At 71.2% G+C, this 24,284-nt stretch carries 18 protein-coding genes; 13 read left to right on the forward strand and 5 right to left on the reverse strand.

The genetic code is table 11. From position 1 onward, the window contains the following. Positions 1-83 precede the first annotated feature (83 nt). Genes LN042_RS30755 through eccE form a run of 3 tightly spaced genes read right to left on the reverse strand, consistent with a single transcriptional unit; the run spans position 84 to position 2,979 of the window. Positions 84-776: a hypothetical protein gene (locus LN042_RS30755; RefSeq protein WP_230054703.1), complete on the reverse strand. Its 693-nt coding sequence runs from the start codon at positions 774-776 to the stop codon at positions 84-86. Positions 777-814: 38 nt separating this feature from the next. Beyond that, on the reverse strand, positions 815-1,579 hold the full coding sequence (locus LN042_RS30760) for a hypothetical protein (RefSeq protein ID WP_230054704.1): 765 nt from the start codon (positions 1,577-1,579) through the stop codon (positions 815-817). Beyond that, positions 1,579-2,979, reverse strand: a complete 1,401-nt coding sequence (gene eccE / locus LN042_RS30765) for a type VII secretion protein EccE (protein ID WP_230054705.1) — start codon at positions 2,977-2,979, stop codon at positions 1,579-1,581. The genes LN042_RS30760 and eccE overlap by 1 nt, the downstream gene beginning before the upstream one ends. 168 nt (positions 2,980-3,147) lie before the next feature. Between eccE and eccB the strand changes: the two genes are divergently transcribed. The 4 genes from eccB to mycP all read left to right on the forward strand — a co-directional run bounded on the left by eccB (position 3,148) and on the right by mycP (position 7,006). After that, the gene (gene eccB / locus LN042_RS30770) at positions 3,148-4,725 is read left to right on the forward strand and encodes a type VII secretion protein EccB (protein ID WP_230054706.1); all 1,578 of its coding nucleotides are present in this window, start codon (positions 3,148-3,150) and stop codon (positions 4,723-4,725) included. Between the two features lie 180 nt (positions 4,726-4,905). Further along, complete coding sequence (locus LN042_RS30775) at positions 4,906-5,211, forward strand: WXG100 family type VII secretion target (protein ID WP_283843964.1); 306 nt, start codon at positions 4,906-4,908, stop codon at positions 5,209-5,211. An 87-nt stretch (positions 5,212-5,298) separates the two neighbouring features. Beyond that, positions 5,299-5,595, forward strand: coding sequence for a WXG100 family type VII secretion target (locus LN042_RS30780; protein ID WP_230054708.1), 297 nt, complete (start codon positions 5,299-5,301; stop codon positions 5,593-5,595). Between the two features lie 142 nt (positions 5,596-5,737). Next, positions 5,738-7,006, forward strand: coding sequence for a type VII secretion-associated serine protease mycosin (mycP, locus tag LN042_RS30785; protein ID WP_230054709.1), 1,269 nt, complete (start codon positions 5,738-5,740; stop codon positions 7,004-7,006). Between the two features lie 84 nt (positions 7,007-7,090). Here mycP and LN042_RS30790 read toward each other — a convergent pair whose 3' ends face one another. Both LN042_RS30790 and eccCa read right to left on the reverse strand, forming a co-directional pair. Then, positions 7,091-8,497, reverse strand: a complete 1,407-nt coding sequence (locus LN042_RS30790) for an APC family permease (protein ID WP_230054710.1) — start codon at positions 8,495-8,497, stop codon at positions 7,091-7,093. Between the two features lie 513 nt (positions 8,498-9,010). Further along, positions 9,011-12,955 carry a type VII secretion protein EccCa gene (gene eccCa, locus LN042_RS30795; protein WP_230054711.1) on the reverse strand — a complete coding sequence of 1,315 codons (3,945 nt, stop codon included), beginning with the start codon at positions 12,953-12,955 and terminating at the stop codon, positions 9,011-9,013. A 213-nt stretch (positions 12,956-13,168) separates the two neighbouring features. Between eccCa and eccD the strand changes: the two genes are divergently transcribed. From eccD to LN042_RS30840, 9 genes are all read left to right on the forward strand, one after another. Continuing rightward, positions 13,169-14,623, forward strand: a complete 1,455-nt coding sequence (eccD, locus tag LN042_RS30800; protein ID WP_230054712.1) for a type VII secretion integral membrane protein EccD — start codon at positions 13,169-13,171, stop codon at positions 14,621-14,623. 91 nt (positions 14,624-14,714) lie between these two features. Next, complete coding sequence (gene rpsO / locus LN042_RS30805) at positions 14,715-15,005, forward strand: 30S ribosomal protein S15 (protein ID WP_030462697.1); 291 nt, start codon at positions 14,715-14,717, stop codon at positions 15,003-15,005. Between the two features lie 406 nt (positions 15,006-15,411). Continuing rightward, positions 15,412-17,625: a polyribonucleotide nucleotidyltransferase gene (locus LN042_RS30810; protein WP_230054713.1), complete on the forward strand. Its 2,214-nt coding sequence runs from the start codon at positions 15,412-15,414 to the stop codon at positions 17,623-17,625. An 88-nt stretch (positions 17,626-17,713) separates the two neighbouring features. Continuing rightward, entirely contained in the window at positions 17,714-19,063 is a 1,350-nt protein-coding gene (locus LN042_RS30815) for a M16 family metallopeptidase (RefSeq protein ID WP_230054714.1), read from the forward strand. Positions 19,064-19,078: 15 nt separating this feature from the next. Next, positions 19,079-19,825, forward strand: a complete 747-nt coding sequence (dapB, locus tag LN042_RS30820; protein ID WP_230054715.1) for a 4-hydroxy-tetrahydrodipicolinate reductase — start codon at positions 19,079-19,081, stop codon at positions 19,823-19,825. Continuing rightward, positions 19,825-20,259, forward strand: a complete 435-nt coding sequence (locus tag LN042_RS30825) for a tetratricopeptide repeat protein (protein ID WP_230054716.1) — start codon at positions 19,825-19,827, stop codon at positions 20,257-20,259. The genes dapB and LN042_RS30825 overlap by 1 nt, the downstream gene beginning before the upstream one ends. 84 nt (positions 20,260-20,343) lie before the next feature. Next, complete coding sequence (gene thyX / locus LN042_RS30830; protein ID WP_230054717.1) at positions 20,344-21,078, forward strand: FAD-dependent thymidylate synthase; 735 nt, start codon at positions 20,344-20,346, stop codon at positions 21,076-21,078. A 239-nt stretch (positions 21,079-21,317) separates the two neighbouring features. Continuing rightward, the gene (gene dapA / locus LN042_RS30835) at positions 21,318-22,217 is read left to right on the forward strand and encodes a 4-hydroxy-tetrahydrodipicolinate synthase (RefSeq protein WP_230054718.1); all 900 of its coding nucleotides are present in this window, start codon (positions 21,318-21,320) and stop codon (positions 22,215-22,217) included. Positions 22,218-22,423: 206 nt separating this feature from the next. Continuing rightward, positions 22,424-24,109 (forward strand): ribonuclease J, encoded by a 1,686-nt coding sequence (locus LN042_RS30840; protein WP_230054719.1) that lies wholly within the window; start codon positions 22,424-22,426, stop codon positions 24,107-24,109. Positions 24,110-24,284: the final 175 nt, after the last annotated feature.

Raw genomic sequence — 24,284 nt, forward strand, 5'->3', positions numbered from 1 at the left:
TAGAACCTGAACCCTGCCAGGTTGACCGTGTGTTTGCTCCCATCTGACCGTGCGGCGGCCGGATCAGGTCGCCCGACGCCTGGTCAGGGTTTCGCGTACAGCTGGGCCCGCAGAGCCAGGGTGTCGTTGGCGAGACCGGCCAGGTCGTCCTCGTTCGGGCCGCCGCTGCGGTAGTTGGCCAGTTGGACGGTGCCCATGGTGCTGCGGTTGGCCCAGGTGCACCAGCCGAACTTGAGCGTGCCGTCGTTGAGCTGCATTCCGCCGCACTTGATCGGGACGTCGCCGGAACCGGCCGGTCCGGCCGAGTAGCTGTGCAGCGGCGTGATCTGCTGGATCCCGGCCGGCTGGAGGTCGTCGATCGCCAACTGCATCCGGTGGGCCGGGTCGTCGATCTTTCCGTAGGCGGAGAAGACCTGGTAGTCGGGGTTGGTGCCCAGGGTGCCGTCCGGGCTGTAGGAGAGCTTGACCCGGACCAGGCCGACGAACTGCTTCTCGCGGCCGCTCTGCGCGCTCTCGGCGTCGCTGCGCGGGCGGTTCGCGGCGGTGGGCAGGAGCAGCTTGAGCGGCCGGCCGTGCATCGTGACCGTGTTCGGCGAGCTCAGGGTGTGCACGGTCGGCGGCGGATCGAACTCCTTCGTGACCGACGACCAGCTCACCGCCGTGATCAGCCCGACCGACAGCAGGGTGATCGGGACGGACACCCGGACCACCCGCCAGTTGACGGGACCGAACCGGGACGGTCGGGGTGCGGCTCGCGGCGGTTGGTAGTTGCTCATGGTGGAGTGGATGACGCTCCCGGTCCGATCACGGTTGCTCAGTCGACCCGGCGGGCCGGGCCGAGCAGCTGCTGCTCCGCCTGCGCCGGGTCGAGGCGCACGTACTGGCGGCGGATCCGGGTGGCCCACAGGGTGTACTCGTCGCCCAGGGTGGGCAGCGCGGCGACGTCCTCGCCGCTCACCGTCAGCAGACGGCCGATCAGCTCGGCCTCCGGCGGGGAGACCCGCTGCACCCCCACCAGATCGGCGGAGTTGAGCACCCGGGCGGCGTTCGGCCCGAGGAACGGCAGCAGCGTCAGGGTGGACTGCCAAGGGGTGGCGGAGAGCCGGCTGCGCGGCGGCTTCGGCCCCAGGTCGCGCACCACCAGCACCGGAGCCGACACCGACGCGCCCTGCGCACCGAGGCGTCCGATCTGGTGCACGGTCACGCACGGCTGCCCGCCGCCCGCCGCCTGCGCCAGCGGCGCCCACAGCTGCGGCCGAGCGGTCTCCACCGCCACCCGGGCGCCGGTCGCGGCGGCCCGCAGCGCCAGGACCTGTGCCGTCCACACCCCGCCGACCAACACCACGTCATAGGCGGTGGGCCGGAACAGGCCGAGCACCGAGGGCCGCTGCTCGGGGTAGTCCTCGCCGATCAGCACACCGTCGTCGCCGACCGGGAAGGAGAGCGCGGACAGGTCCGCGGACGCCAGCACGTGCAGTTCGCGGCGCGGGCCGCGCAGGCCGAAACCGGCTCGGATCCGGGTGGTGACCTTGCCGCGCTCCTGGACGGGCGGCGTGGTCGGATACGTCTGGTAGGCCATCAGGAAGTTCCCCCAAGCGGCAGCGTGGCGAGCAGGCCGGGCACCTGCTCCTGGTCCAGCCGGGACAGGCCCAGACCCGCGCTCTGGGCGCGCTGCTCCAGCATCCGCCCGAACTTGGCGACGTCCTGCTCGCTGCGCGCGACCACCCGGACGTGCCCGCTGAGCGCGACCGAACCGCCGGTGCCCGGCCGGGCGGTGAGGCTGAACGCACTGGCCAGCGCCGGGATGCTGGTGACCAGGTTGACCAGGTCGGGCGAGGAGATCCGGCCCGGGCCGCCGGGGCGGCCGAGCTGCGGCCAGCGGGAGATCCAGTAGGTGGTGTGGAAGCGGTCGTCGACCCGCCAGAACCGCCGGCTCTCCTGGGTGCGGCGGGCCACCTGGTCGCCGCTGCCGGAGCCCTGCCGGCCGGTGGTGGCCAGCGGGTTGGCGCAGGTGGCGATGGAGAGCGCGGAGATCAGCTCCCGCTCGTCCAGCACGGTGGCGCTGAACCCGGCACCGTTGAGCCGCCCGGCCAGCTGGTCGGTGACCCGCTGCAGTGCCTTGCGGGCGCCCTCCTCGCCGCCGCCGCGGGCCAGCACGGCGGTGGCCGCGCGCTCCGGGTCGAGCTTGAGGGCGACCCAAGTGAGCCGCAGCGCGGGCGTGTTGGCGCCCTCCGGCAGCTCCTGGTAGGCGCGGGTGGCCAGCGCCTGCTCGGGGAGGTGCGGAGCCGGGGCGGGCTGGGTGTGCTGCACCAGCTGCACCGACTCCAGGGCGATGTCGTCCACCGTCAGCGCCGAGCACACCACGTCGAGCGGCAGCGGCAGTGCGTTCCGCGTCGGACGCAGCGGCTGGTCCTTGGCCTGCACCAGCAGCACGGAGGTCAGGAAGGTGCCGTCGCTGACGATGCCGGTCTCGCGACGCACCGGCCGGCCGCCGCCGAGGTCCGCCTCGGTGGCGTGGGTGGTGGTGTGCAGCGCCGGGTCGAGCTCCAGCACCGGGGCCAGCGCCGGGTCGGTGCCGGGCGGCACATTGGTGGGGGCGTCCTTGCGGCGGGCGCGCTGGAGCGAGCGGATCCGCAGTGCCTCACCCAGGGCGCGTCCGTGCAGCGGCACCAGGGCGAAGACCAGCAGCACCACGGCGGGCACCGCCATGGCGATGGCGGTGGCGTGGTTGACCGTCAAGCCGATGGCCACCAGCGCCACCGCGACCTCGATCAGCACCAGTTGCTGCAACCGTAGCCGTCGGCCGAGCAGTCCCGGCTCGGGGTGCAGCTTCACCGCGACCGGCGCCGGGCCGGAGTCCGCGGACCGGTCGGCCCTGCCCTTGGCCGGCCGCTGCTGCGGCACCGGCGCGGTGTCGGCGGACGGCTTGGCCCGGCCCCGTGCCGTCCTGCGTCGCCCTGGAGCGGTCTTGCTCGGCATCCCCCGCGTGACCCTCTCTGATTCGCTGTCACGGTCCGGTTGGCAGCGTACGGAACCGTACCCGTACGGTACTCACCGTCTGCCGCATCGTAGAGGGTTGGGCCGTCGGCCGGAGCCGCCGGGCGGCAGAATGGCGGGCTGGACGCTCGAACAGGGGAGACGGAGCAGATGGCATCACGGCGGGACGAGCTCAACGCCTACACGTTCGCGCGCAAGCGCATGGTGGGCGCGTTCCTGCAGCCGGGCAACGGCGGAAGCGACGAGGACGCGCCGCGTCCGATCCGGGCAGTGGTGCCCTCGATGGTGGTCGGCGCGCTGGTGATGGCCGGCTTCGGACTCTGGGGCATGATCAAGCCCAGCGCGCCACTGGACTGGGACAGCGGCAAGAACGTGATCGTCGGCAAGGACTCGACGACCCGTTACGTGGTGCTGCAGAACCCGGACGGCACCAAGACCCTGCACCCGGTGGTCAACATGGCCTCGGCGAAGCTGGTGCTGCCTGCCGATTCCAAGGTGGTGTTCGTCGCCGACTCGGTGCTGGACCACTACAAGTCGCACGGCGCGACCATCGGCATCCCGTTCGCCCCGGACAAGCTGCCCAGTGCGACGGACGCCGGCAAGGCGAAGAAGTGGTCGGTGTGCGACCGCCCCGGCGCCGACGACGACCACCCCAACCAGGGCGTCTTCGTGGCCGCCGACGCGGACGCGGCCACCCTGGCCCGCAAGGACCGGGAGCTGTCGGGCACCCAGGCGATGCTGGTCCAGGGCCCGCGGCAGCAGGACGGTTCGGAGGGACCGGAGTTCCTGGTCGACGCCAAGGGCATCGGGCACAAGCTCGGCGGGCCGGGCGACGACGTGAAGGCGCTGCAGATCGCGATCTTCGGCAACCAGGCCAAGCCCGAGCACGTCAGCGCCGAGTGGCTGGCGACGCTGGGCCAGGGCCACCCGATCGCCTTCCCGACCGTGCCCGGCCTGGTCAGGGACCACCTGGTGCCCTCCAACGTCCCGCTCTCCGACCCGAGTCTGCGCTACGTCGGCAAGCTGGTCTACAGCGCGGACGCCCAGTACGTGGTGGGCAAGGACCAGTTGCTGCCGCTGACCCCGTTCGCCGCCCAGCTGGCCAAGATGAACCCGCTCACCGCCGGCGCCTACAAGGCGGGTGTCGCCCCGGACTTCGCGCAGATCACCCCGGCCGAGAACAGCTCGCTGGGCGGGCAGCCGCAGACCGGCGGCGTGCTGGGGCTGCAGGACGACTGGCCGACCAAGGTGCCGCCGGGGCAGGTCAACGGCGGTGACCCGAGCACCGCGCGGCCGGTGGTCTGCTCCACCTTCGAGGGCGGCTACGACCCGGACGGCAACCCGCAGCGCAGCGTCTGGGCGGGCACCGACTTCCCGGCGCCGGTCACCACGGGGTCGGCGACCGCCCATGTCAGCCCCGGCCACGGTCTGTTCTACCGGGCGATGGACAACGGTGCCCAGGGCTCCGGCTCCGACTTCCTGGTCACCGAAACCGGTCTGCGCTACTCCGTACCGGCGAACAGCGAGGGCACTCCGAGTGGCGGCGCCAACCCCAGCCCGAGCCCGTCGGCGGGCGGTCAGCAGACCCAGCCGCAGGTCAACGAGGCGCAGGCCCGCCTGGGTTACAAGGACGACGTGCCGGTGCCGGTGCCCAAGGCCTGGTCCGACCTGCTCCCGGCCGGCCCCGCGTTGAACACGATGACGGCCACTCAGGAGCAGAACTCCTGATCCGGCCGCGGCGGTTGGTGGTGGGAGCACGTCATAACTCGGTAACCAACGCTTATCCGGTGTTGGGGCTGTCGGCCCCGGAGGCTACAGTGCTCGCAGACGTCACACCGTGATGTCCTTCGGGTGGGCTGAGTTACCGAGTGGCCCGAAGCAGGTATGTCTCATGGGGGACGGTGGAACATGGCTGGTCAGTTCACAGTGACCGCTGAGGAGATGCGGACGCTTTCGGGCCGCATCACCGAGGTCAACGGGCAGATCCAGGGTGAGATCGCCAAGCTCAACTCGCTGATCGACCAGGTGGCGGGTGGTTGGTCCGGCCAGGCGGCGACGGCGTACCACAACCTTCAGACGAAGTGGAACGACGACGCCAAGCAGCTGAACGACGTGCTGAACCAGATCCGCGACGCGATCGACGCCACCGCCAAGGGCTACGCGCAGACCGAAGAGGACCAGCGCAGCTCGATCTCGGGTGTGACCGGCGCCTGATCCGTTCCGGATCGACGCGGCACCGCACGTTCGGGGCGGCGCTGAGCAGAGCCGCCCGGCTCACCTCTTCTCGGTAAGGAGTTCACCATGTCCGACGGGTCCATCAAGGTCACATTCGGCACCATCCAGGACGCCGGCGCGCAGGTCCGGGCCGCCGCCAACACCATCCAGGGCCAGCTGGACGACCTCAAGACGGCCGTGCAGCGCGTCGCCAACTCCTGGACGGGCGCGGCGCAGCAGGGCTACCAGCAGCGTCAGGCCACCTGGGACGCCAAGGCGACCGACCTGCACACCACGCTGAACCAGATCGCCACCGCGCTGGACAACGCGCACCAGAGCTACACCCAGACCGAGCAGACCAACACCAACGTCTGGGCCGGCTGATCGCGGCTCTCGCCACGGGGGCGTCGAGGCAACGGAGCGGGCGTCCGGATCGGGCGCCCGCTCCGCTCCGTCGGTGTCGGGTCGGGTCAGCAGTTCAGCAGGTGCGGCGCTCCGCCGCAGCGCAAGGGGAGTTGGAGTCGTGGTGAGGCTAGGACTCGGACGGTCGGCGGCGATCGCGGCGGTGCTCGCACTGCTGGGGTCCACCCCGGCGGCAGCGGCTGATCCGTCCGGTGCGGGCTGGACCTCGTTGAGCATCTCCGCGGCGGGCAACTGCACGTTCCCCGCGCCGGACGTGGCGGCCGAGCCGTGGGCGCTGCAGCGGGTGCTGCTCGACCAGCTCTGGGGCAAGGACGCGGGCGGTGCCGTGCACGACGGCGGCGGCGTGACGGTCGCGGTGATAGACACCGGGGTCGACCCCAGGAATCCGCAGTTGTCGGGCGACGGCAAGGTGCTCAACGGCACCAGTTACCTGATGGACAAGAGCCAGAACCCGCCGCAGAAGGTCCCGGGCGACTCCCTGACCGACACGGTGGGCCACGGCACCAAGGTGGCCGGGATCATCGCCGCGAGCCACAGGGACAAGGTCGGCTTCGTCGGCCTGGCGCCCGGCGCCAGGATCCTGTCGATCCGACAGAACGACGACGCGGGCGACGGCGACGTGCCGTCCCTGGCCCAGGCGATCGGCGAGGCGGTCGACAAGGGCGCCAAGGTCATCAACATCTCGCAGGACGTCCGGGGCGTCAACGGGCCGGACTTCGGCGGCAGCGACCGGCTCAAGGCGGCGATCGACAAGGCCGAGCGGGCCGGGGCGGTGGTGGTCGCGGCGTCCGGCAACGACGGCCAGGAGGCGCCGACCTATCCGGCGGCCTATCCGACGGTGCTCGCGGTCGGCGCCTCCGACCGCAACAACGAGCGGGCGCCGTTCTCCCAGTACGGCGACTTCGTCAAGGTGGCCGCGCCCGGCGTCGACATGCTCTCCACCGTGCCCGGTGGCGGCCAGTGCGTGGACAACGGCACCAGCTTCGCCGCGCCCTACGTCTCCGGGGTCGCCGCGCTGCTGGTCGGGAACCACCCGGACTGGACGCCCGCACAGATCCGGGCGCGGATCGAGCAGACCGCACAGCGCACCGAGCGCGGCCCCGACAAGTACATCGGCTGGGGCGTGGTCGACCCGGTGAGGGCGGTCACCGACAGCGCGCCGCCGACCGACGCCGCGAGCCCCGACCCGGCCGTGAAGCTGGACAGCGCCCCGATCCGGCCGCAGCCGCTCGGGCTCGGCGAGACCCAGGCCGACCGGGACCGCCGCACCGCCACCTACGTGCTCGGCACCGCCGTCCTGGCCGTCGCGCTGCTGTTCGGCGGCTCGGTGGTGCTGCGCGACCTGGGCCGCCGCCGGCGCGCGGACCGCTGAGGTCCCCGGCCCCGGCCGATGACACGACGAAGCGGCCCGGACACCCCCCAGCAGGGTGTCCGGGCCGCTTCGCGGTGGCAGGGCTCAGACCTGCTCGTCCTCGGGCAGCGTGATCACCCAGCGGGTCTCCTGCCGCGGGCGCAGGTAGAACACCCAGTAGAGCGAGGCCACCGCGGTGATGATGCCGGTCCACATCAGCGCCGTGTGGTCCTGCTGGGTGATGACGTAGCCGAGCGCCACGATCAGCAGGACCGGCAGCACCGGCCAGAGCGGCTGGCGCCAGGCCGGCACGTCCTTGTGCGCACCGCGCCGGGAGAGCAGCGCACCGACCGCGACCAGCAGGTAGAGGGCGGCGACCGCGACGCCGGTGATGCTGCTCAGCAGGGTGTTCGGCACGAAGCAGAAGACCGCGCCGGGGACGCCGACCGCCAGGGTGGCGACCCAGGGGGCGCCGAACCGGTTCAGGGTGCCGAAGGCCTTGTTGACCGGCTCCGGCCAGGCCCGGTCGCGACCGGAGGCGAACAGCACCCGGGAGTTCTGGATGACCATCACGATGCCGGCGTTGATGATGGCCAGCGCGATGCACAGGCTGATGAAGGTGCCGAGCGCGGAGTCGCTCCAGCCGGCCACCATTCCGGACAGGTCGCCGCCGGTCAGGGTGGCCAGGTCCGGGGCGCCCAGGGTGATGGCGATCACCGGGAGCATGATGACCACGCAGGACAGGCCGAGCGTCCACAGCACCGTGCGGGCCACGTTGCGGCGCGGGTTCTCCAGCTCCTCCGAGAGGTAGATGGCGGTGGAGAAGCCCTGGGTGACGAACAGCGCCACGCCCATCGCGCCCATGACGGCCGAAAGGCCGACGCCGCTGGTGTGGCCCTGGCCGTCGGCCACGACGCCGTGGAACAGGCTGGAGAAGCCGCGCTGCTGGTGGGCGAAGCCGAGGACGGAGACCACGCCGGCCGCGATCACTTCGAGCACCAGGAAGATGCCGGTGATCCAGGCGTTGGCGCGCAGGTCGAGCAGGCCGGCAACGGTCGAGGCGAGCATCACCGCAGCACCCGCGACGGGGCCGCTGACGTGCACGACCGGTGCCAGGTAGGCGGCGGTGCCGACGGCGATGACGGACGGGACGATCATCACCACGATCAGCGACTGAATGAACGACAGCCAGCCGGCGAACCGCCCGGCCAGGGTGCCGACCATCGCGTACTCACCGCCCGCGCTGGGGATCAGGGTGCCCAGCTCCGAGTAGGCGAACGCGACGGCCACGCAGATGACCGCGCCGATCCCGATGGTCATCGCGGTCGCGGTGCCGAGCGAGTTGAGCAGTCCGGGCACCAGGACGAAGAGCGAGGAGGCGGGGGTCACGCAGGAGAGCGTGAGCAGCGTGCCGCCCACGACGCCGAGCGAGCGCGCTAGCTTCCGCGGGGCCTCGGCGGTACCGGCCGTCACCGTCGGGGGAGTGGTGGGCGGTCGAAGCGTGTCGGTCATGGGGGGAGGATCCGATCGGCTCGGCGCGGCGTTGCGCGGTCCTGTGCGGTGCTGGGGTGGGGAGCGTTATCGCCTCCGAATGGGGGTCGCTTGGCGGTTGGGATGGGCCGCTCCCGAGTCGCCAATGCTGCGGGCGCGTATTGGTTGCGTCAATGCCGGTTTGCCTTCGGAATCCGTTGCGGCCAAGCGCATAGCCATCCGCAATGCTGGTCGACCAGCGCTGCCGCAATTGATGTCCGACTTGTTAACTTTGCCCAACGGGGGATGAATCCAAGGTGAAGTGGCATGGCTGCGCTGGAATCAAAGGCTAAGGCCTGAATTTTTGGATCACCAGGAAGGGCGCCCATGGCGGTCTCCCGCGGTCGGCGGGCCCTTCGCACGGCGACGACATCCGCAGCTCGGCGCCGGAAACAGCTCGATAACATTCCGGAACACCCCGTCGCCGACCGCCGCAACGTCGATGGGGCCGGCTGTGGCAGTACCCAGCCGACCCCATGCGACCACGCTCGGTCACTAGACGATGGGCAGCCAGCCGGTCTGGACCATCTGGCCGGACGTCACCCGGCGGGAGACGTACAGGCCGCGGCCGGGCGGCAGCGCCTGCGGCTTGGCGGTGCCGAGCAGCGCGCCCTCGTCCCTGTTGCCGGAGAGCAGCACGCCCTGCCCGCCCAGCTCGCGCATCCGCTGCATCAGCGGCTCGTAGAGCGAGCGGCCGGCGCCACCGGCGCTGCGGGCGATGATCACCCGCAGGCCGATGTCCCGGGCGAACGGCAGGAACTCCGCCAGCGGCGCCAACGGGTTGCCGGAGGCGGTGGCGACCAGCTCGTAGTCGTCCACGATCACGAACATGTCCTTGCCGCTGTACCAACTGCGGTTGCGCAGCTGCTCGGCGGTCACGTCCGGGCCGGGCAGGCGGCGGGCACAGGCCCCGCGCAGCATCTCCACGATCGCCGTCATCGCCGGCTGGGCCGCCGCGTACTCCACCAGGTACTCCGGCGGCACCGCACCGAGCAGCGCGCGCCGGTAGTCGCCGATCACGATGCCGGCCTGGTCCGCGGTGTACCGCTCGGTGATCTGCTTGATCAGCATCCGCAGCAACGCCGACTTCCCGGACTCGCTCTCACCGAAAACGATGAACAGCGGGTCGGTTTCGAAGTTGACGAAGACCGGGGCCATCTCGACCTCGTCCAGTGCGAAGGCGACACCGCGCTCCGGCTGTTCGAAGCCCTTGGGCAGCGAGTGGCCGTCCAGCACCGCGGGCAGCATCCGCACCTGCGGCGCCCGCGGGCCGGACCAGGCCGCGTTCACCGCGTCCACCAGGCCCGCCACCCCGGTCACCAGGTCGGTGCTGTCCGAGGAGCCGTCGATCCGCGGCAGGCCGGTGAGGAAGTGCAGCTTGCCGGCGGTCACGCCGCGCCCGGGCGCGCCCTTCGGCACGTTCTGCGCCACCCGGCGGTCGATCTCGGACTCCAGCGGGTCACCGAGGCGCAGCTCGGTGCGGTTCTGCAGGGCGTCCTTCAGCGCCGGACGGACCTCGGCGTAGCGGGCCGCGGTGAGCACCAGGTGGACGCCGTAGCCCAGACCGCGCTGGGCGATGTCGTTGATCACCGGTTCCAGCGGCTCGAACTCCTGCTTGAAGGTCAGCCAGCCGTCGATCATCAGGAAGACGTCGCCGAACTGCTCGTCGGGCAGCTGCCCGGCGGCCCGGCGGGTGCGGTAGGTGGCGATCGAGTCGATGCCGGTGGCCCGGAACAGCTCCTCGCGCCGGTTCAGCACCCCGTGCACCTCGCTGACCATCCGGCGGACCTTGTCGCCGTCCAGTCGCCCGGCCACCCCGCCGACGTGCGGGAGGTCCTGCAGCGACTGGAAGCCGCCGCCGCCGAAGTCCATCAGGTAGAACTGCGCCTCGACGGGGGTGTGGGTGAGGGCGAAGCCCGAGACCATGGTGCGGATCATGGTCGACTTGCCGGAGCGCGGTCCACCGACCACCAGGCCGTGGCCGGCCGCGCCCGAGTAGTCCTGGTAGAGCACGTCCCGGCGCTGGTCGCGCGGCCGGTCCACGATGCCCACCGGCACCACCAGGCGGCCCAGCGCGCCGAACTCCGGGGAGGTGAGCCCGCGTTCCGGAGTGGCCTGGAGCGGCGGCATCAGCTGGTCCATGCTGGGGGCCTCCTCCAGCGGCGGCAGCCACACCTGGTGCGCCGCCGGGCCCTGCCCGACCATCCGGTGCACGATCACGTCGAGCACGGTGTCCACCAGCGAGTCGTCCAGCTGCGGTTCCGGCTCCTCCTCCTGGACCTGCGGCTCCTGCACCGGGACCTCGGCCGCGGTGAACAGCACCGGCTGCGCCCCCGACACCCGGCCGGCCACCCGCTGCTGGCCCGGCGCCCGGTAGGGACCGGAGACGTAGGCCGCCTTGAACCGGTCCAGCACGTCGTTGCCGAACTTGAGGTACCCGACGCCGGGCACCGGCGGCAGGTGGTAGGCGTCCGGCACGCCGATCGCGACCCGCGACTCGGCGGCCGAGAAGGTGCGCAGACCGATCCGGTAGGAGAGGAAGGTGTCCAGGCCGCGCAGCTTGCCCTCCTCCAGTCGCTGCGAGGCCAGCAGCAGGTGCACACCCAGCGAACGGCCGATCCGGCCGATCTGGATGAACATGTCGATGAAGTCCGGCTTGGCGGTGAGGAGTTCGGAGAACTCGTCGATGATCAGCACCAGCGAGGGCAGTGGGTCCAGCGCCGCGCCCGCGGCCCTGGCCCGCTCGTACTCGTTGATGTTGGCGTAGTTGCCGGCCGAACGCAGCAGCTCCTGGCGGCGGTTGAGCTCGCCCTCGATGGCGTCCCGCATGCGGTCGACCAGGGTCAGCTCACCCTCCAGGTTGGTGATCACCGCGGAGGTGTGCGGCATGTCCGCCATGCCGGCGAAGGTCGCACCGCCCTTGAAGTCGGCGAGCACGAAGTTGAGGGTCTCCGAGGAGTGGGTCAGCGCCAGGCCGAGCACCAGGGTGCGCAGCAGCTCCGACTTGCCGGAACCGGTCGCGCCGACGCACAGGCCGTGCGGGCCCATGCCCTCCAGCGCGGCCTCCTTGATGTCCAGGTGGACCAGCTCGCCGTTGGCCCCGACGCCGATCGGCACCCGCAGCCGCTCGTGCTGGGCGCGCGGGCGCCAGGTGCGCGAGACGTCCACCGAGCCGGCGTCGCCGACGCCCATCAGGTCGGTGAAGTCCAGGTTGGAGAGCAGCGGCTCGTCGTCGCCGCCGGCCGAGATCCGGTACGGCGCCAACTGCCGCGCCAGCGCCTCGGACTGCCAGGCGGTCAGGGCGTCGGGCGTTCCCGAGTAGGAGGCGCCGGAGGCCGACTGGAGCAGCAGCTCCTCGGGCGTCACGGTGATCAGCAGGTGCCCGGTCGGCTCGTCCAGCTCGCCCGGCACCACCTCGATCACCGTCACCCCCTGCACGCCGTCGGCGCCGGCCAGCACCGAGTCCGGTGGGATCGGGGCGCCGTCCAGGATCACCACCAGGTGCGGCTGGTCCGGGGTCGGCTGGGAGTCCCGGGTGAAGCGCTGGCGGCCCGACAGCTCATCGGACAGCAACTCCTCCAGGGTGCCCAGGTGGTCGGCGATCAGCCGCCGGGTGCCGGCGCCGTCGCTCTCCTTGCGGTGCTGGGTGTGCGGCAGCCACTTGGTCCACTCCCACTCGTCCAGTGCTCCGGGCGCGGCGGCCACCGCGACCACCAGGTCGTCGGGGGAGTGCAGGGTGGTGAGTTGGGCGATCATCGACCGGACGTTGCCGTAGACGCTGTCCGGTTCGCCGCAGACCGTGATGTGGTAGAAGGCCCGCAGCGCCACCGCCAGCGGCAGCTCCTGCAAAGTGCCGTGCGCCTGAAGGAAGTTGCGCATCGCATCGGCCGCGAGCGGCTCCAGCTCGTTCATCGGGGCGGTCTGCGGTGCCACCAGCGGGGTGCTCAACTGCTGCGGGCCGCGCCCGATCCGGATCTGCGCGAAGTCCGGGTCGCTCGGGCGGCGCTCCCAGAGGCGGCGGCCCTCGGCCACGATCGCCCACAACTGGTCCGGCTCCGGGTGCAGGTAGAGCTGGGCACCGCGCTGCTGCTCCGCGGTGCGGCGCACCTTGCGGCGCATCTGCTGCAGGTACTTCAGGTAGTCGCGGCGCTCCTCCGCCAGCCCCGCGTTGCCGCCCTTGCGGGCCCTGACCATCTGCGCCACCGCCATGCCGCCGGTGGAGGCCAGCATCAACACGCCCATGACCCGCATCATCGGCTGCGCGCCCGGCGCGAGGAAGAACGCCGCCGAACTGCCCATCCCGAGCAGTGGCAGCAGGCTCATGACCCAGTCGTCGCCGCCCCCGCGGGCCAGTTCGGGCGGTGCGACCAGCTCCACCGGCTCGTCCGGCACCGCCGGGGGGTAGGCCCTGGCCGGCCGCTTGACCGTTACGACACTCATCTACCGCCCTCACGCGACTCATCAGGTCCTCGGCGGGGCTCCCCTGTCGTCAACTGCGTGCCCCCGCCTGCGCAGGGGGCTGATCCTACCGAGCCCGTCCCGTGGACGAAGCAGGCCCTGCACAGCCCGCGACGGCACGAGACGGTAGGGTGACGCAGCGCCGACTGAGGCACCGTCGGTTGAGGCACCGAAAGATCACCAAGGGGGATACGGGTGAGTTCGAACGCAGCGACCGGTTTCTGCCGGGTCACCGTGGTGGCGCCGGACAGCCGGATCGACGTCGCGTTGCCGGAGGACGTGCCGCTGGCGGACGTCTATCCCGAGGTGCTGCGACTGTCCGGACAGACCCAGGGCGACGGCGAGCCGACCGGGTTCCACCTGGTCCGCCGGGACGGCACGGTGCTGGACAGCGGGCTGCCGCTGGCCGCCCAGCAGGTCCGGGACGGCGACCTGCTGAGCCTGCGCCCGTTCGCCGAGTCGCTGCCGCCGGCCGTCTACGACGACGTGGCCGACGCGATCGCCGGCGCGGTGGAGGCCGACCGCCGGTTCTGGAGCCCGGACCTGATGCGGGCCTTCGGCCTGATCGGCGCCACCCTGCTCGTCGTGCTGCTCGGCTTCGCGCTCTGGTTCGCCAGCCTGACCCACGACATGCACGGCCTGCCCGGCGTGCTCGCCGGCGTCAGCGCCGTGGTGCTGGTCGCCTTCGCGGGCGTGCGGGCCCGGGTCTACGACGACTCGGGCGCCGCGCTGGCGCTGGGCATCGGTGCCCTGCCGCACGCGCTGATCGCCGGCACCGGCGTGCTGGCGCCGGCCCACAAGTACGACGGGCCGGGGCGCCTGCAGTTCCTGGTCGGCTGCGTGGCCGTGCTGCTGGTCTCGGTGCTGCTGGTCGGTCTGCTGCCCGAGCAGGACTCGGTCTTCGTCGCATCGGCCTTCCTGGCCGCCGCCGGCACCCTGGCCACCTTCGCCGCGGTGCTGCTGCCCACCACCCCGGTCAGCCACATCGCCGCCGCCGCCGGGGTCATCGCGGTCGCGGCGGTCGGCTTCCTGCCCGCACTGTCGGCGCGGTTCGCCCGCCTCCCGGTCGGCTTCAGCGCCCCCGGTCAGACCCGCACCAGGGCAAGCCGGTTGGGCGAGGAGACCAGCCGGGCCGAGGCCGTGCAGTACGAGCGGATCGCCCACCAGGCCCGCCGCGGCCACGAGGTGCTGGTCGGCCTGGTCGGCGGCTCGGCCGCGGTGGTGGTCGGCGCCTGCGCCGTGCTGGGCTTCAGCGACCAGGTGTTCCCCGAGGTGCTGGCGCTGGCGCTGGGCGTCTCCACCATGCTGCGGGCCCGGCTGTTCCGCTACACCGCGCAGGTCTTCAGCCTCACCATCGCCGGCCTGGTCAGCCTGGGCCTGCTGATCGTCGGCCTGTCGCTGCACACCCCGCTGTTCATCCTCAGGGCCAGCAGCACCGACGTCGACCTGCGCACCCTGTGGCTGGGCGGCTCGGTCGCGCTGGGCGCGGCGCTGCTGATCGCGATCGCCCTGGTGGTGCCGCGCCTGGGCGTCTCGCCGTTCTGGGGCCGGGTGCTCGACCTGGTGGACAGCCTGCTGCTGATGTCCCTGGTGCCGCTGGCCCTGGCAGTGCTCGACATCTACGCCCTGGTCAGGGGCGCGACCAGCTAGCCTGCCGTCGACTGATACCCTGGGGCTTCCGAGTCCCAGAAGCTCCTGTGCCGTAGACCAGGAGCACTCGGTCAATCGAGAAGGAGTCGCCGTGGCCCTCGCCGCCGACGTCAAGAAGCAGATCATCGCCGAGTTCGGCCAGAAGGAAGGCGACACCGGCTCCCCCGAGGTGCAGGTGGCCATGCTGTCCCGCCGCATCTCGGACCTGACCGAGCACCTCAAGTTCCACAAGCACGACCACCACAGCCGCCGCGGCCTGCTGATCCTGGTCGGCCAGCGCCGCCGCCTGCTGCAGTACCTGGCCAAGAAGGACATCGAGCGCTTCCGTACGCTCGTCGACCGCCTGGGCATCCGCCGCGGTGCCGCCGGCGGCGCCCGCTGAGAACGCCCTCTGGGGCGGCTCCCCATTCGGGGGGCCGCCCCTCGCGCGTACCCAGCACCGAGAATTTCCGGTCCGCCTCCCGGGGTGGCCGAGATTCGCACCGTAGGGTTGTGGGCATGCCGGGTGATGGCGCGAGCACCGCGCCCACACCAGCCGCATGACAACCCGAACGCGGGCCGAAGGCTTCAAACGGAAGCCGCCCGCATCCAGGAGAGCGTCCAGACGCCCGCCGCCGCAGCCTGGCAGCCGAGAAGGCGCCGGTCCTCGGTAGTGGCCGCCGGAGTCCCGCCGAACGAGCGGGAGCCCCGGGGGCTTCGATCGAAGACCGGCCCGGCAGTCAGGGCCACCCCGGCAGGCAAGCGCGGGGGCGCTCTCCCGGAGACGTACGAAAGAGGAGATCTTCCAGGTGGAAGAGAACGTGTTCTACGCCGAGGCCGTGATCGACAACGGCTCCTTCGGCACCCGTACCATCCGCTTCGAGACCGGCCGCCTGGCCCGCCAGGCCGCCGGCTCGGCCGTGGCCTACCTGGACGACGACACCATGGTGCTGTCGGCGACCAGCGTGTCCAAGCAGCCGAAGGAGCACTTCGACTTCTTCCCGCTGACCGTGGACGTCGAGGAGCGGATGTACGCCGCGGGCCGGATCCCCGGCTCGTTCTTCCGTCGCGAGGGCCGCCCCTCCGAGGACGCCATCCTGACCTGCCGCCTGATCGACCGCCCGCTGCGCCCGTCCTTCGTGAAGGGCCTGCGCAACGAGGTCCAGATCGTCGCCACCGTGATGGCGCTCAACCCCGACCACCTGTACGACGTGGTCGCGATCAACGCCGCCTCCGCCTCCACGCAGCTGGCCGGCCTGCCGTTCTCCGGCCCGATCGGCGGCGTCCGGGTCGCGCTGATCCGCGGCCAGTGGGTGGCCTTCCCGACCCACTCCGAGCTGGAGGAGGCCGTCTTCGACATGGTCGTGGCCGGCCGGGTGCTGCCGGACGGCGACGTGGCGATCATGATGGTCGAGGCCGAGGCCACCGACAAGACCATCAAGCTGGTCAACGGCGGTGCCGAGGCCCCCTCCGAGGAGGTCGTGGCCGGCGGTCTGGACGCCGCCAAGCCGTTCATCAAGGTGCTCTGCGAGGCCCAGTCGCGGCTCGCCGCCCAGGCCGCCAAGCCGACCGCCGAGTTCCCGGTCTTCCTGGACTACCAGGACGACGTGCTCGCCGCCCTGACCGCCGCGGTCAAGGACGAGCTGGCCAAGGCGCTCACCATCGCCGGCAAGCAGGAGCGCCAGAACGAGCTGGACCGGGTCAAGGCGGTCGCCGCCGAGAAGCTGCTCCCGGAGTACGAGGGCCGCGAGAAGGAGATCAGCGCCGCCTACAACGCGCTGACCAAGAAGATCGTCCGCGAGCGCGTCATCAAGGACAAGGTCCGCATCGACGGCCGCGGCGTCACCGACATCCGCACCCTGGCCGCCGAGGTCGAGGCGATCCCGCGGGTGCACGGCTCGGCCCTGTTCGAGCGCGGCGAGACGCAGATCCTGGGCGTCACCACCCTCAACATGCTCCGCATGGAGCAGCAGCTGGACACCCTCTCCCCGGAGACCCGGCGCCGCTACATGCACAACTACAACTTCCCGCCCTACTCGGTCGGTGAGACCGGCCGGGTCGGCTCGCCCAAGCGCCGCGAGATCGGCCACGGTGCGCTGGCCGAGCGCGCGCTGATCCCGGTGCTGCCGTCGCGCGAGGAGTTCCCCTACGCGATCCGCCAGGTCTCCGAGGCGCTGGGCTCCAACGGCTCCACCTCGATGGGCTCGGTCTGCGCCTCCACCATGTCGCTGCTGAACGCCGGTGTGCCGCTGAAGGCCGCCGTCGCCGGCATCGCCATGGGCCTGATCTCCCAGGAGATCGACGGTGAGACCCACTACGTCACGCTGACCGACATCCTCGGTGCCGAGGACGCGTACGGCGACATGGACTTCAAGGTCGCCGGTACCCGCAACTTCATCACCGCGCTGCAGCTGGACACCAAGCTCGACGGCATCCCGGCCTCGGTGCTGGCCGCCGCGCTGAAGCAGGCCAAGGACGCCCGCCTGCACATCCTGGACGTGATGAACGAGGCGATCGACGCGCCCGACGAGATGTCGCCGAACGCGCCGCGCATCATCACCATCAAGATCCCGGTGGACAAGATCGGTGAGGTCATCGGCCCCAAGGGCAAGATGATCAACCAGATCCAGGAGGACACCGGCGCGGACATCACCATCGAGGACGACGGCACCATCTACATCGGTGCGGTCGACGGTCCCTCGGCGGAGGCTGCCCGTACGACGATCAACCAGATCGCCAACCCGACCATGCCGGAGGTCGGCGAGCGCTACCTGGGCACCGTGGTCAAGACCACGACGTTCGGCGCGTTCGTCTCGCTGATGCCGGGCAAGGACGGCCTGCTGCACATCTCGCAGATCCGCAAGCTGGCCGGTGGCAAGCGGGTGGAGAACGTTGAGGACGTGCTCGGCGTCGGCGCCAAGGTGCAGGTCGAGATCGCCGAGATCGACCCGCGCGGCAAGCTCTCGCTGATCCCGGTCATCGAGGGCGAAGAGGGCGCCGAGGCGGCCCCCGCGTCCGAGTGACGCACCGTTAGGCACCGCGGCCCGTACGCCCGCTCGGCGTACGGGCCGCACCCTGTTGTCTCCGAAGATTCGAAAGAAGGAATGGCCCGTGGCCCAGGCCTCGGCTGCGCAGCAGCGCCCCGGTAGCACCCGCACCCTCCTCAAGGGCGTCGACGGTGCCGGGACGGTCCGCCGCACCGTGCTTCCCGGCGGCCTGCGGGTCGTCACCGAGACCCTGCCGACGGTCCGCTCGGCGACCTTCGGGATCTGGGTCGGCGTCGGCTCGCGGGATGAGACCCCGCAGCTCAACGGGGCCACCCACTACCTGGAGCACCTGCTCTTCAAGGGCACCGCCCGGCGCTCGGCGCTGGAGATCTCGGCCGCCCTGGACGCCGTCGGCGGTGAGATGAACGCCTTCACCGCCAAGGAGAACACCTGCTACTACGCGCGGGTGCTGGACACCGACCTGCCGCTGGCCATCGACGTGGTCTGCGACATGGTCACCGGGTCGCTGGTCCGCCACGAGGACGTGGAGGCCGAGCGCGGCGTCATCCTCGAGGAGATGGCGATGGCCGAGGACGACCCGGGCGACGTGGTGCACGACCTGTTCGCCAAGGTGCTCTACGGCTCCGCCCCGCTCGGCCGGCCCATCCTGGGCACCCAGGAGACCGTCAAGGCGCTCAGCCGGGAGCAGATCGCCGGCTTCTACAAGCGCCGCTACCGGCCCGAGCACCTGGTGGTCGCGGCGGCCGGCAACCTGGACCACAAGGCGGTGGTCCGGCAGGTCGAGGCCGCCTTCGCCCAGCTGCTGGCCAAGTCCGACGCGCTGCCCGCCGAGGCCCGCCGCGGTGAGCGGGAGCTGCGCACCGCGGGCCGCCTGGAGGTGCTCAACCGCCCCACCGAGCAGGCCCACTTGGTGCTCGGCGGGCCCGGCCTGCCCCGCCACGACGAGCGGCGCTGGGCGATGGGCGTGCTCAACTCGGCGCTCGGCGGCGGCATGAGCTCGCGGCTCTTCCAGGAGGTGCGGGAGAAGCGCGGCCTGGCCTACTCGGTCTACTCGTACTCCTCGTCCTACGCCGACAGCGGCCTGTTCGGCATCTACGCCGGCTGCCAGCCGCGCCGGGTCGAGGAGGTGCTGCGGATCTGCCGCGCCGAGCTGGACCGGGTGATCGCCGAGGGCATCACCGAGGAGGAGCTGCAGCGCGCGATCGGCCAGATCTCCGGCTCCACGGTGCTCGGCATGGAGGACACCGGCTCGCTGATGAACCGGATCGGCAAGGCCGAGCTCGCCTACGGTCAGCACCTGTCGGTGGACGACATACTGGCGAAGATCGCCGGGGTCACCCTGGAGGACGTCCACGAGGTGGCCCGTGATGTGCTGGGGGCGCGCCGCCCCTCGCTCGCGGTGATCGGTCCGATCAGCGACAAGCGGGCGGCCGGGCTCGCCGACTACCTGTGAAGTGAGGACCAAGAGATGACCCTGCGCGTAGCCGTCATCGGCGCCGCCGGCCGGATCGGCTCCGAGGCGGTCAAGGCGGTCGAGGCCGCCCCCGACCTGGAGCTGGTCGCCGCCCTCGGGCGGGACTCCGCGCTGGAGGAGCTGGTCACCAGCGGTGCCCAGGTGGCCGTCGAGCTGACCCACCCCGACGCGGTGATGCGGAACCTGGAGTACTGCACCGCCAACGGCATCCACACCGTGGTCGGCACCACCGGCTGGACCCCGGAGCGGTTGGAGCTGCTCACCGGCTGGCTGGCCGCCGCCCCCGGCACCGGCTGCCTGATCGCGCCCAACTTCTCCATCGGCGCCGTACTCACCATGCGGTTCGCCCAGCAGGCCGCCAAGTACTTCGAGTCGGTCGAGGTGGTGGAGCTGCACCACAACCGCAAGGCCGACGCCCCCAGCGGCACCGCCACCCGCACGGCCCAGCTGATCGCGGCGGCCCGGGACGCGGCCGGCCTGCCCCGGCAGTCCGACCCGACCACCCACGCGCTGCCCGGCGCCCGCGGCGCCGACGTGGACGGAGTGCCGGTGCACGCGGTGCGGCTGCGCGGCCTGCTGGCCCACCAGGAAGTGCTCTTCGGCGACACCGGCGAGGCCCTGACGATCCGCCACGACTCACTGCACCACAGCTGCTTCATGCCGGGCATCCTGCTCGGCGTGCGGCGGGTGGTGGAGACCCCGGGCCTGACCTTCGGCCTCGAACACTTCTTGGACCTCTGATGACCTCGCGCACGGGCTTCTTCATCCTGGCCGCCGCCCTCTTCCTGGTCTCCCTGGTCTGCATGGGCGAGGGCGTGCAGCTGATCGCCACCGGCAAGCCCGCCGGCATCGGCATCGGGATCTGCGCCTTCATCATCCCGGGCATCGGGATCTGGTTCCTGCGCCAGACCATCCGGTTCGGGCGCACCACCGAGGCGATGTCCCGGGAGCTGGCGGCCGAGGGCGGCCTGCCGGTCGACGAGCTCAGGCGCACCAGCGGCGGCCGGATCGACCGCGCCTCCGCCGACGAGGTCTTCACCAAGCGCCGGGCCGAGGCGGAGGCCGACCCGCAGAACTGGCGCGTCTGGTTCCGCCTGGCCGTCGCCTACGCCGACGCCGGCGACACCCCGCGCGCCCGCAAGACCATGCACCACGCCATCAAGCTGCGCGGCTGAGCCTGGTACCACCAGTGACTGCCCAGACGGTCCTGGTCCAGGCCTAGGCTGTTCGCGAGGATGGTCCAGAAAGAGGAGTAACGCGTGACCGACGCCCAGGGGGCCACCCCCACCTTCCGCAGCGATGTCACGGTGGAACTGGTTCGCAGTGCCGCCACCGACACGGACGTCCTGTGGGCGGCCCGGGTCTCGACCGCGGGGGAGCAGTCGCTGGACGCGCTCCAGCAGGACCCGGCGAAGTCCAAGGGTCTGATCAACTTCCTGATGCGCGACCGGCACGGCACGCCGTTCGAGCACAACTCGATGACCTTCTTCATCAGCGCGCCGATCTTCGTGTTCCGCGAGTTCCACCGGCACCGCACCGGCTGGTCCTACAACGAGGAGAGCGGCCGTTACCGCGAGCTGCAGCCGGTGTTCTACGTGCCCGCCGAGGACCGCAAGCTGGTCCAGGTCGGCCGGCCGGGCAAGTACGAGTTCCACGAGGGCACCCCCGAGCAGCACAGCACCACCACCTCCTCGATGGAGCGCGCCTACACCGCCGCCTACACCGAGTACCAGGAGATGCTGGCCGCCGGTGTGGCCCGCGAGGTGGCCCGGGCGGTGCTCCCGGTCGGCCTGTTCTCCTCGATGTACGCCACCTGCAACGCCCGTTCGCTGATGCACTTCCTGTCGCTGCGCACGAAGGACGAGCGGGCCAAGGTGCCGTCCTTCCCGCAGCGCGAGATCGAGCTGGTGGCCGAGCAAATGGAGGCCCTGTGGGCGGAGCTGATGCCGCTCACCCATGCAGCCTTCAACGAGCACGGCCGGCTCGCGCCCTGACCTGGCGCGATAGGCATACGGGCGCACTGACCCGGCATGTCTGGATTGCGGGGGATTGGGGTGCTCCATAGGCTCGGGGCACGGATTCCGGTGCTACTTGAACCCCCGAGCAGGTAGCACCGGAATCCTATGGATTGTCCGCTTTCCGGCCGTTCGGTAGCGGCTTTTCAGGGCGCTTGCCGGTCCTAACCCCGGACCGGACTACCGGCCTCCTCATCGGCTACGAGTATTTTTGGACCATGGCTCCGACCTCCACACCGAACGCTCCCTTCGGCCGGGTACTGACGGCGATGGTGACCCCATTCACCCCCGACGGCGGACTCGACCTCGACGGCGCCCAGCGCCTGGCCTCCCACCTGGTCGACCTGGGCAACGACGGCCTGGTGCTGAACGGCACCACCGGCGAATCGCCCACCACCAGCGACGCCGAGAAGGCGCAGCTGGTCCGCGCCGTGGTCGAGGCGGTCGGGGACCGCGCCCACGTGGTGGCCGGTGTCGGCACCAACGACACCGCGCACAGCGCCGAGCTGGCCCGGCAGGCCGAGGCCGCCGGCGCCGACGGCCTGCTGGTGGTCACCCCCTACTACAGCAAGCCCCCGCAGGAGGGCATCTACCGGCACAACGTGGCCGTGGCCGACGCCACCGGCCTGCCGGTGATGCTCTACGACATCCCGGGGCGCGCCGGCGTCGCGCTGAGCCACGAGACGCTGGTCCGGCTCGCCGAGCACCCGCGGATCGTCGCCAACAAGGACGCCAAGGGCGACCTGGCCGCCGCCTCCTGGGCGATCGCCCGCTCCGGGCTCGCCTGGTACTCCGGCGACGACATCCTCAACCTGCCGCTGCTCTCGGTCGGAGCCGTCGGCATGGTGAGCGTGGTCGGCCACCTGGTCGCCGACCGGCTGCGCGAGCTGGTCCAGGCCTACGAGGCCGGCGAGACCGCCCGCGCCACCGCGATCCACCAAGCGCTGCTGCCGGTCTACACCGGCATGTTCCGCACCCAGGGCCTGATCCTCAGCAAGGCCGCGCTGGCGCTGGCCGGGCAGCCCGGCGGCCCGGTCCGGCTGCCGCTGGTCGATGCCACGCCCGAGGAGATCGCCCGATTGAAGGAGGATCTCGCCGCCGGCGGGGTACATCTGTAGCACAAGACGTGCGCGCCCCCGGCTCGCCAGGCCCCACCGCCGCTGCGGGACCTGCCGCTGAACCGGAGACGACAGGCGCGAGGCACAACAGCGAGCCGCTCGAACACGAGCGGACCGAACTGACAGGAACGAGCGATGCCGCGCGCCATATGCCGGCGGGGGAAGTCCTCCGCGGCATATGGCGCGCTGCGTGAACGGAGAGTCTTTTGAGCCACCCCCATCCCGAACTCGGCGCGCCCCCCGCACTCGCGCCCAACGCGATCCGGATCACCCCGCTCGGCGGCCTCGGGGAGATCGGTCGCAACATGACGCTGCTGGAGCACGCGGGCCGGCTGCTGATCATCGACTGCGGCGTGCTCTTCCCCGAGGACGAGCAGCCCGGCGTGGACCTGATCCTGCCGGACTTCTCCTCGATCCGGGACCGCCTCGACAAGGTCGACGGGATCGTGCTGACCCACGGCCACGAGGACCACATCGGTGCCGTCCCGTACCTGCTCCGGGAGAACCCGGACATCCCGCTGATCGGCTCGAAGCTGACCCTGGCACTGATCGAGGCCAAGCTCGCCGAGCACCGGATCCGGCCCTACGTGCTGGAGGTCGCGGAGGGGCAGCGCGAGCAGATCGGCCCCTTCAACTGCGAGTTCATCGCGGTCAACCACTCCATCCCGGACGCCCTGGCGGTCGCGGTGCGCACCGCCGCCGGCATGGTGGTGGCCACCGGCGACTTCAAGATGGACCAGCTCCCGCTGGACGGCCGCCTCACCGACCTCCCGGCCTTCGCCAAGCTGGCCGAGGAGGGCATGGACCTGCTGCTGGTGGACTCCACCAATGCCGAGGTCCCCGGCTTCATCCCGCACGAGCGGGACATCTCCGCGGCGCTGCGCAACGTCTTCGCCAACGCGGAGCGGCGCATCATCGTGGCCTCCTTCGCGAGCCACGTGCACCGCATCCAGCAGGTGCTGGACGCGGCGCACGAGTACGGGCGCAAGGTGGCCTTCGTGGGTCGCTCGATGGTCCGCAACATGGGCATCGCCCGCGATCTGGGCTACCTCAAGGTGCCGGGCAACCTGATCGTCGACGTCAAGACGCTGGACGACCTGCCGGACAACGAGGTGGTGCTGGTCTGCACCGGTTCGCAGGGCGAGCCGATGGCCGCGCTCTCCCGGATGGCCAACCGCGACCACCAGATCCGGATCGTCGAGGGCGACACCGTGGTGCTCGCCTCCTCGCTGATCCCGGGCAACGAGACCGCGATCTACCGAGTGATCAACGGTCTGACCCGGTGGGGCGCCAACGTGGTGCACAAGGGCAACGCCAAGGTGCACGTCTCCGGCCACGCGTCCGCCGGGGAACTGCTCTACTTCTTCAACATCTGCCGGCCGAAGAACCTGATGCCGGTGCACGGCGAGTGGCGTCACCTGCGGGCCTGCGCCGAGCTCGGCATCAAGACCGGCGTCCCGAAGAACCGCGTGGTGATCGCCGAGGACGGCGTGGTGGTCGACCTCCAGGACGGCGTCGCCAAGATCGTCGGCAAGGTCCAGGCAGGTTACGTCTACGTGGACGGCACCTCGGTCGGCGACATCACCGAGTCCTCGCTGAAGGACCGCCGGATCCTCGGCGAGGAGGGCTTCATCTCGGCCTTCGTGGTCGTCGACTCCACCAGCGGCAAGATCGTCAGCGGTCCGACCATCCAGGAGCGCGGTTCGGGGATCGAGGACACGGCCTTCGCGCCGGTCGCGCAGAAGCTGGAGGAGGCGCTGCGCAAGTCGGCGGACAACGGCGTGCTGGAGGTCCGCCAGGTGCAGCAGCTGGTCCGCCGCACCATCGGCAAGTGGGTGGCCGACAACTACCGTCGTCGGCCGATGATCCTCCCGGTCGTGGTCGAGGTCTGATCCGGTTCGGGGGCTGACCGGCCGGATTTGACGCGGGGCAGCTCGGTGCGTAATGTTCTCCGAGTTGCCCCGCCGGCCGCGCGGCTCCGCCCGGAATTCGGAACTCGATTCGGATTCGGGCGGGGAAAACGGGCCGGAAGAACTCTGGTAGAGTTCGGGAGCGCCGAAAGGCGAA

The organism is Kitasatospora humi, assembly GCF_020907985.1.
GTDB classification, from domain to species: domain Bacteria; phylum Actinomycetota; class Actinomycetes; order Streptomycetales; family Streptomycetaceae; genus Kitasatospora; species Kitasatospora humi.

What these genes read in the sequence shown, in the direction of transcription:
- LN042_RS30755 (WP_230054703.1), bottom strand. Translation starts at nt 776, where the DNA reads ATGAGCAACTACCAACCGCCGCGAGCCGCACCCCGACCGTCCCGGTTC.
- LN042_RS30760 (WP_230054704.1), bottom strand. Translation starts at nt 1,579, where the DNA reads ATGGCCTACCAGACGTATCCGACCACGCCGCCCGTCCAGGAGCGCGGC.
- eccE (WP_230054705.1), bottom strand. Translation starts at nt 2,979, where the DNA reads ATGCCGAGCAAGACCGCTCCAGGGCGACGCAGGACGGCACGGGGCCGG.
- eccB (WP_230054706.1), top strand. Translation starts at nt 3,148, where the DNA reads ATGGCATCACGGCGGGACGAGCTCAACGCCTACACGTTCGCGCGCAAG.
- LN042_RS30775 (WP_283843964.1), top strand. Translation starts at nt 4,906, where the DNA reads ATGGCTGGTCAGTTCACAGTGACCGCTGAGGAGATGCGGACGCTTTCG.
- LN042_RS30780 (WP_230054708.1), top strand. Translation starts at nt 5,299, where the DNA reads ATGTCCGACGGGTCCATCAAGGTCACATTCGGCACCATCCAGGACGCC.
- LN042_RS30790 (WP_230054710.1), bottom strand. Translation starts at nt 8,497, where the DNA reads ATGACCGACACGCTTCGACCGCCCACCACTCCCCCGACGGTGACGGCC.
- eccCa (WP_230054711.1), bottom strand. Translation starts at nt 12,955, where the DNA reads ATGAGTGTCGTAACGGTCAAGCGGCCGGCCAGGGCCTACCCCCCGGCG.
- dapB (WP_230054715.1), top strand. Translation starts at nt 19,079, where the DNA reads ATGACCCTGCGCGTAGCCGTCATCGGCGCCGCCGGCCGGATCGGCTCC.
- LN042_RS30825 (WP_230054716.1), top strand. Translation starts at nt 19,825, where the DNA reads ATGACCTCGCGCACGGGCTTCTTCATCCTGGCCGCCGCCCTCTTCCTG.
- dapA (WP_230054718.1), top strand. Translation starts at nt 21,318, where the DNA reads ATGGCTCCGACCTCCACACCGAACGCTCCCTTCGGCCGGGTACTGACG.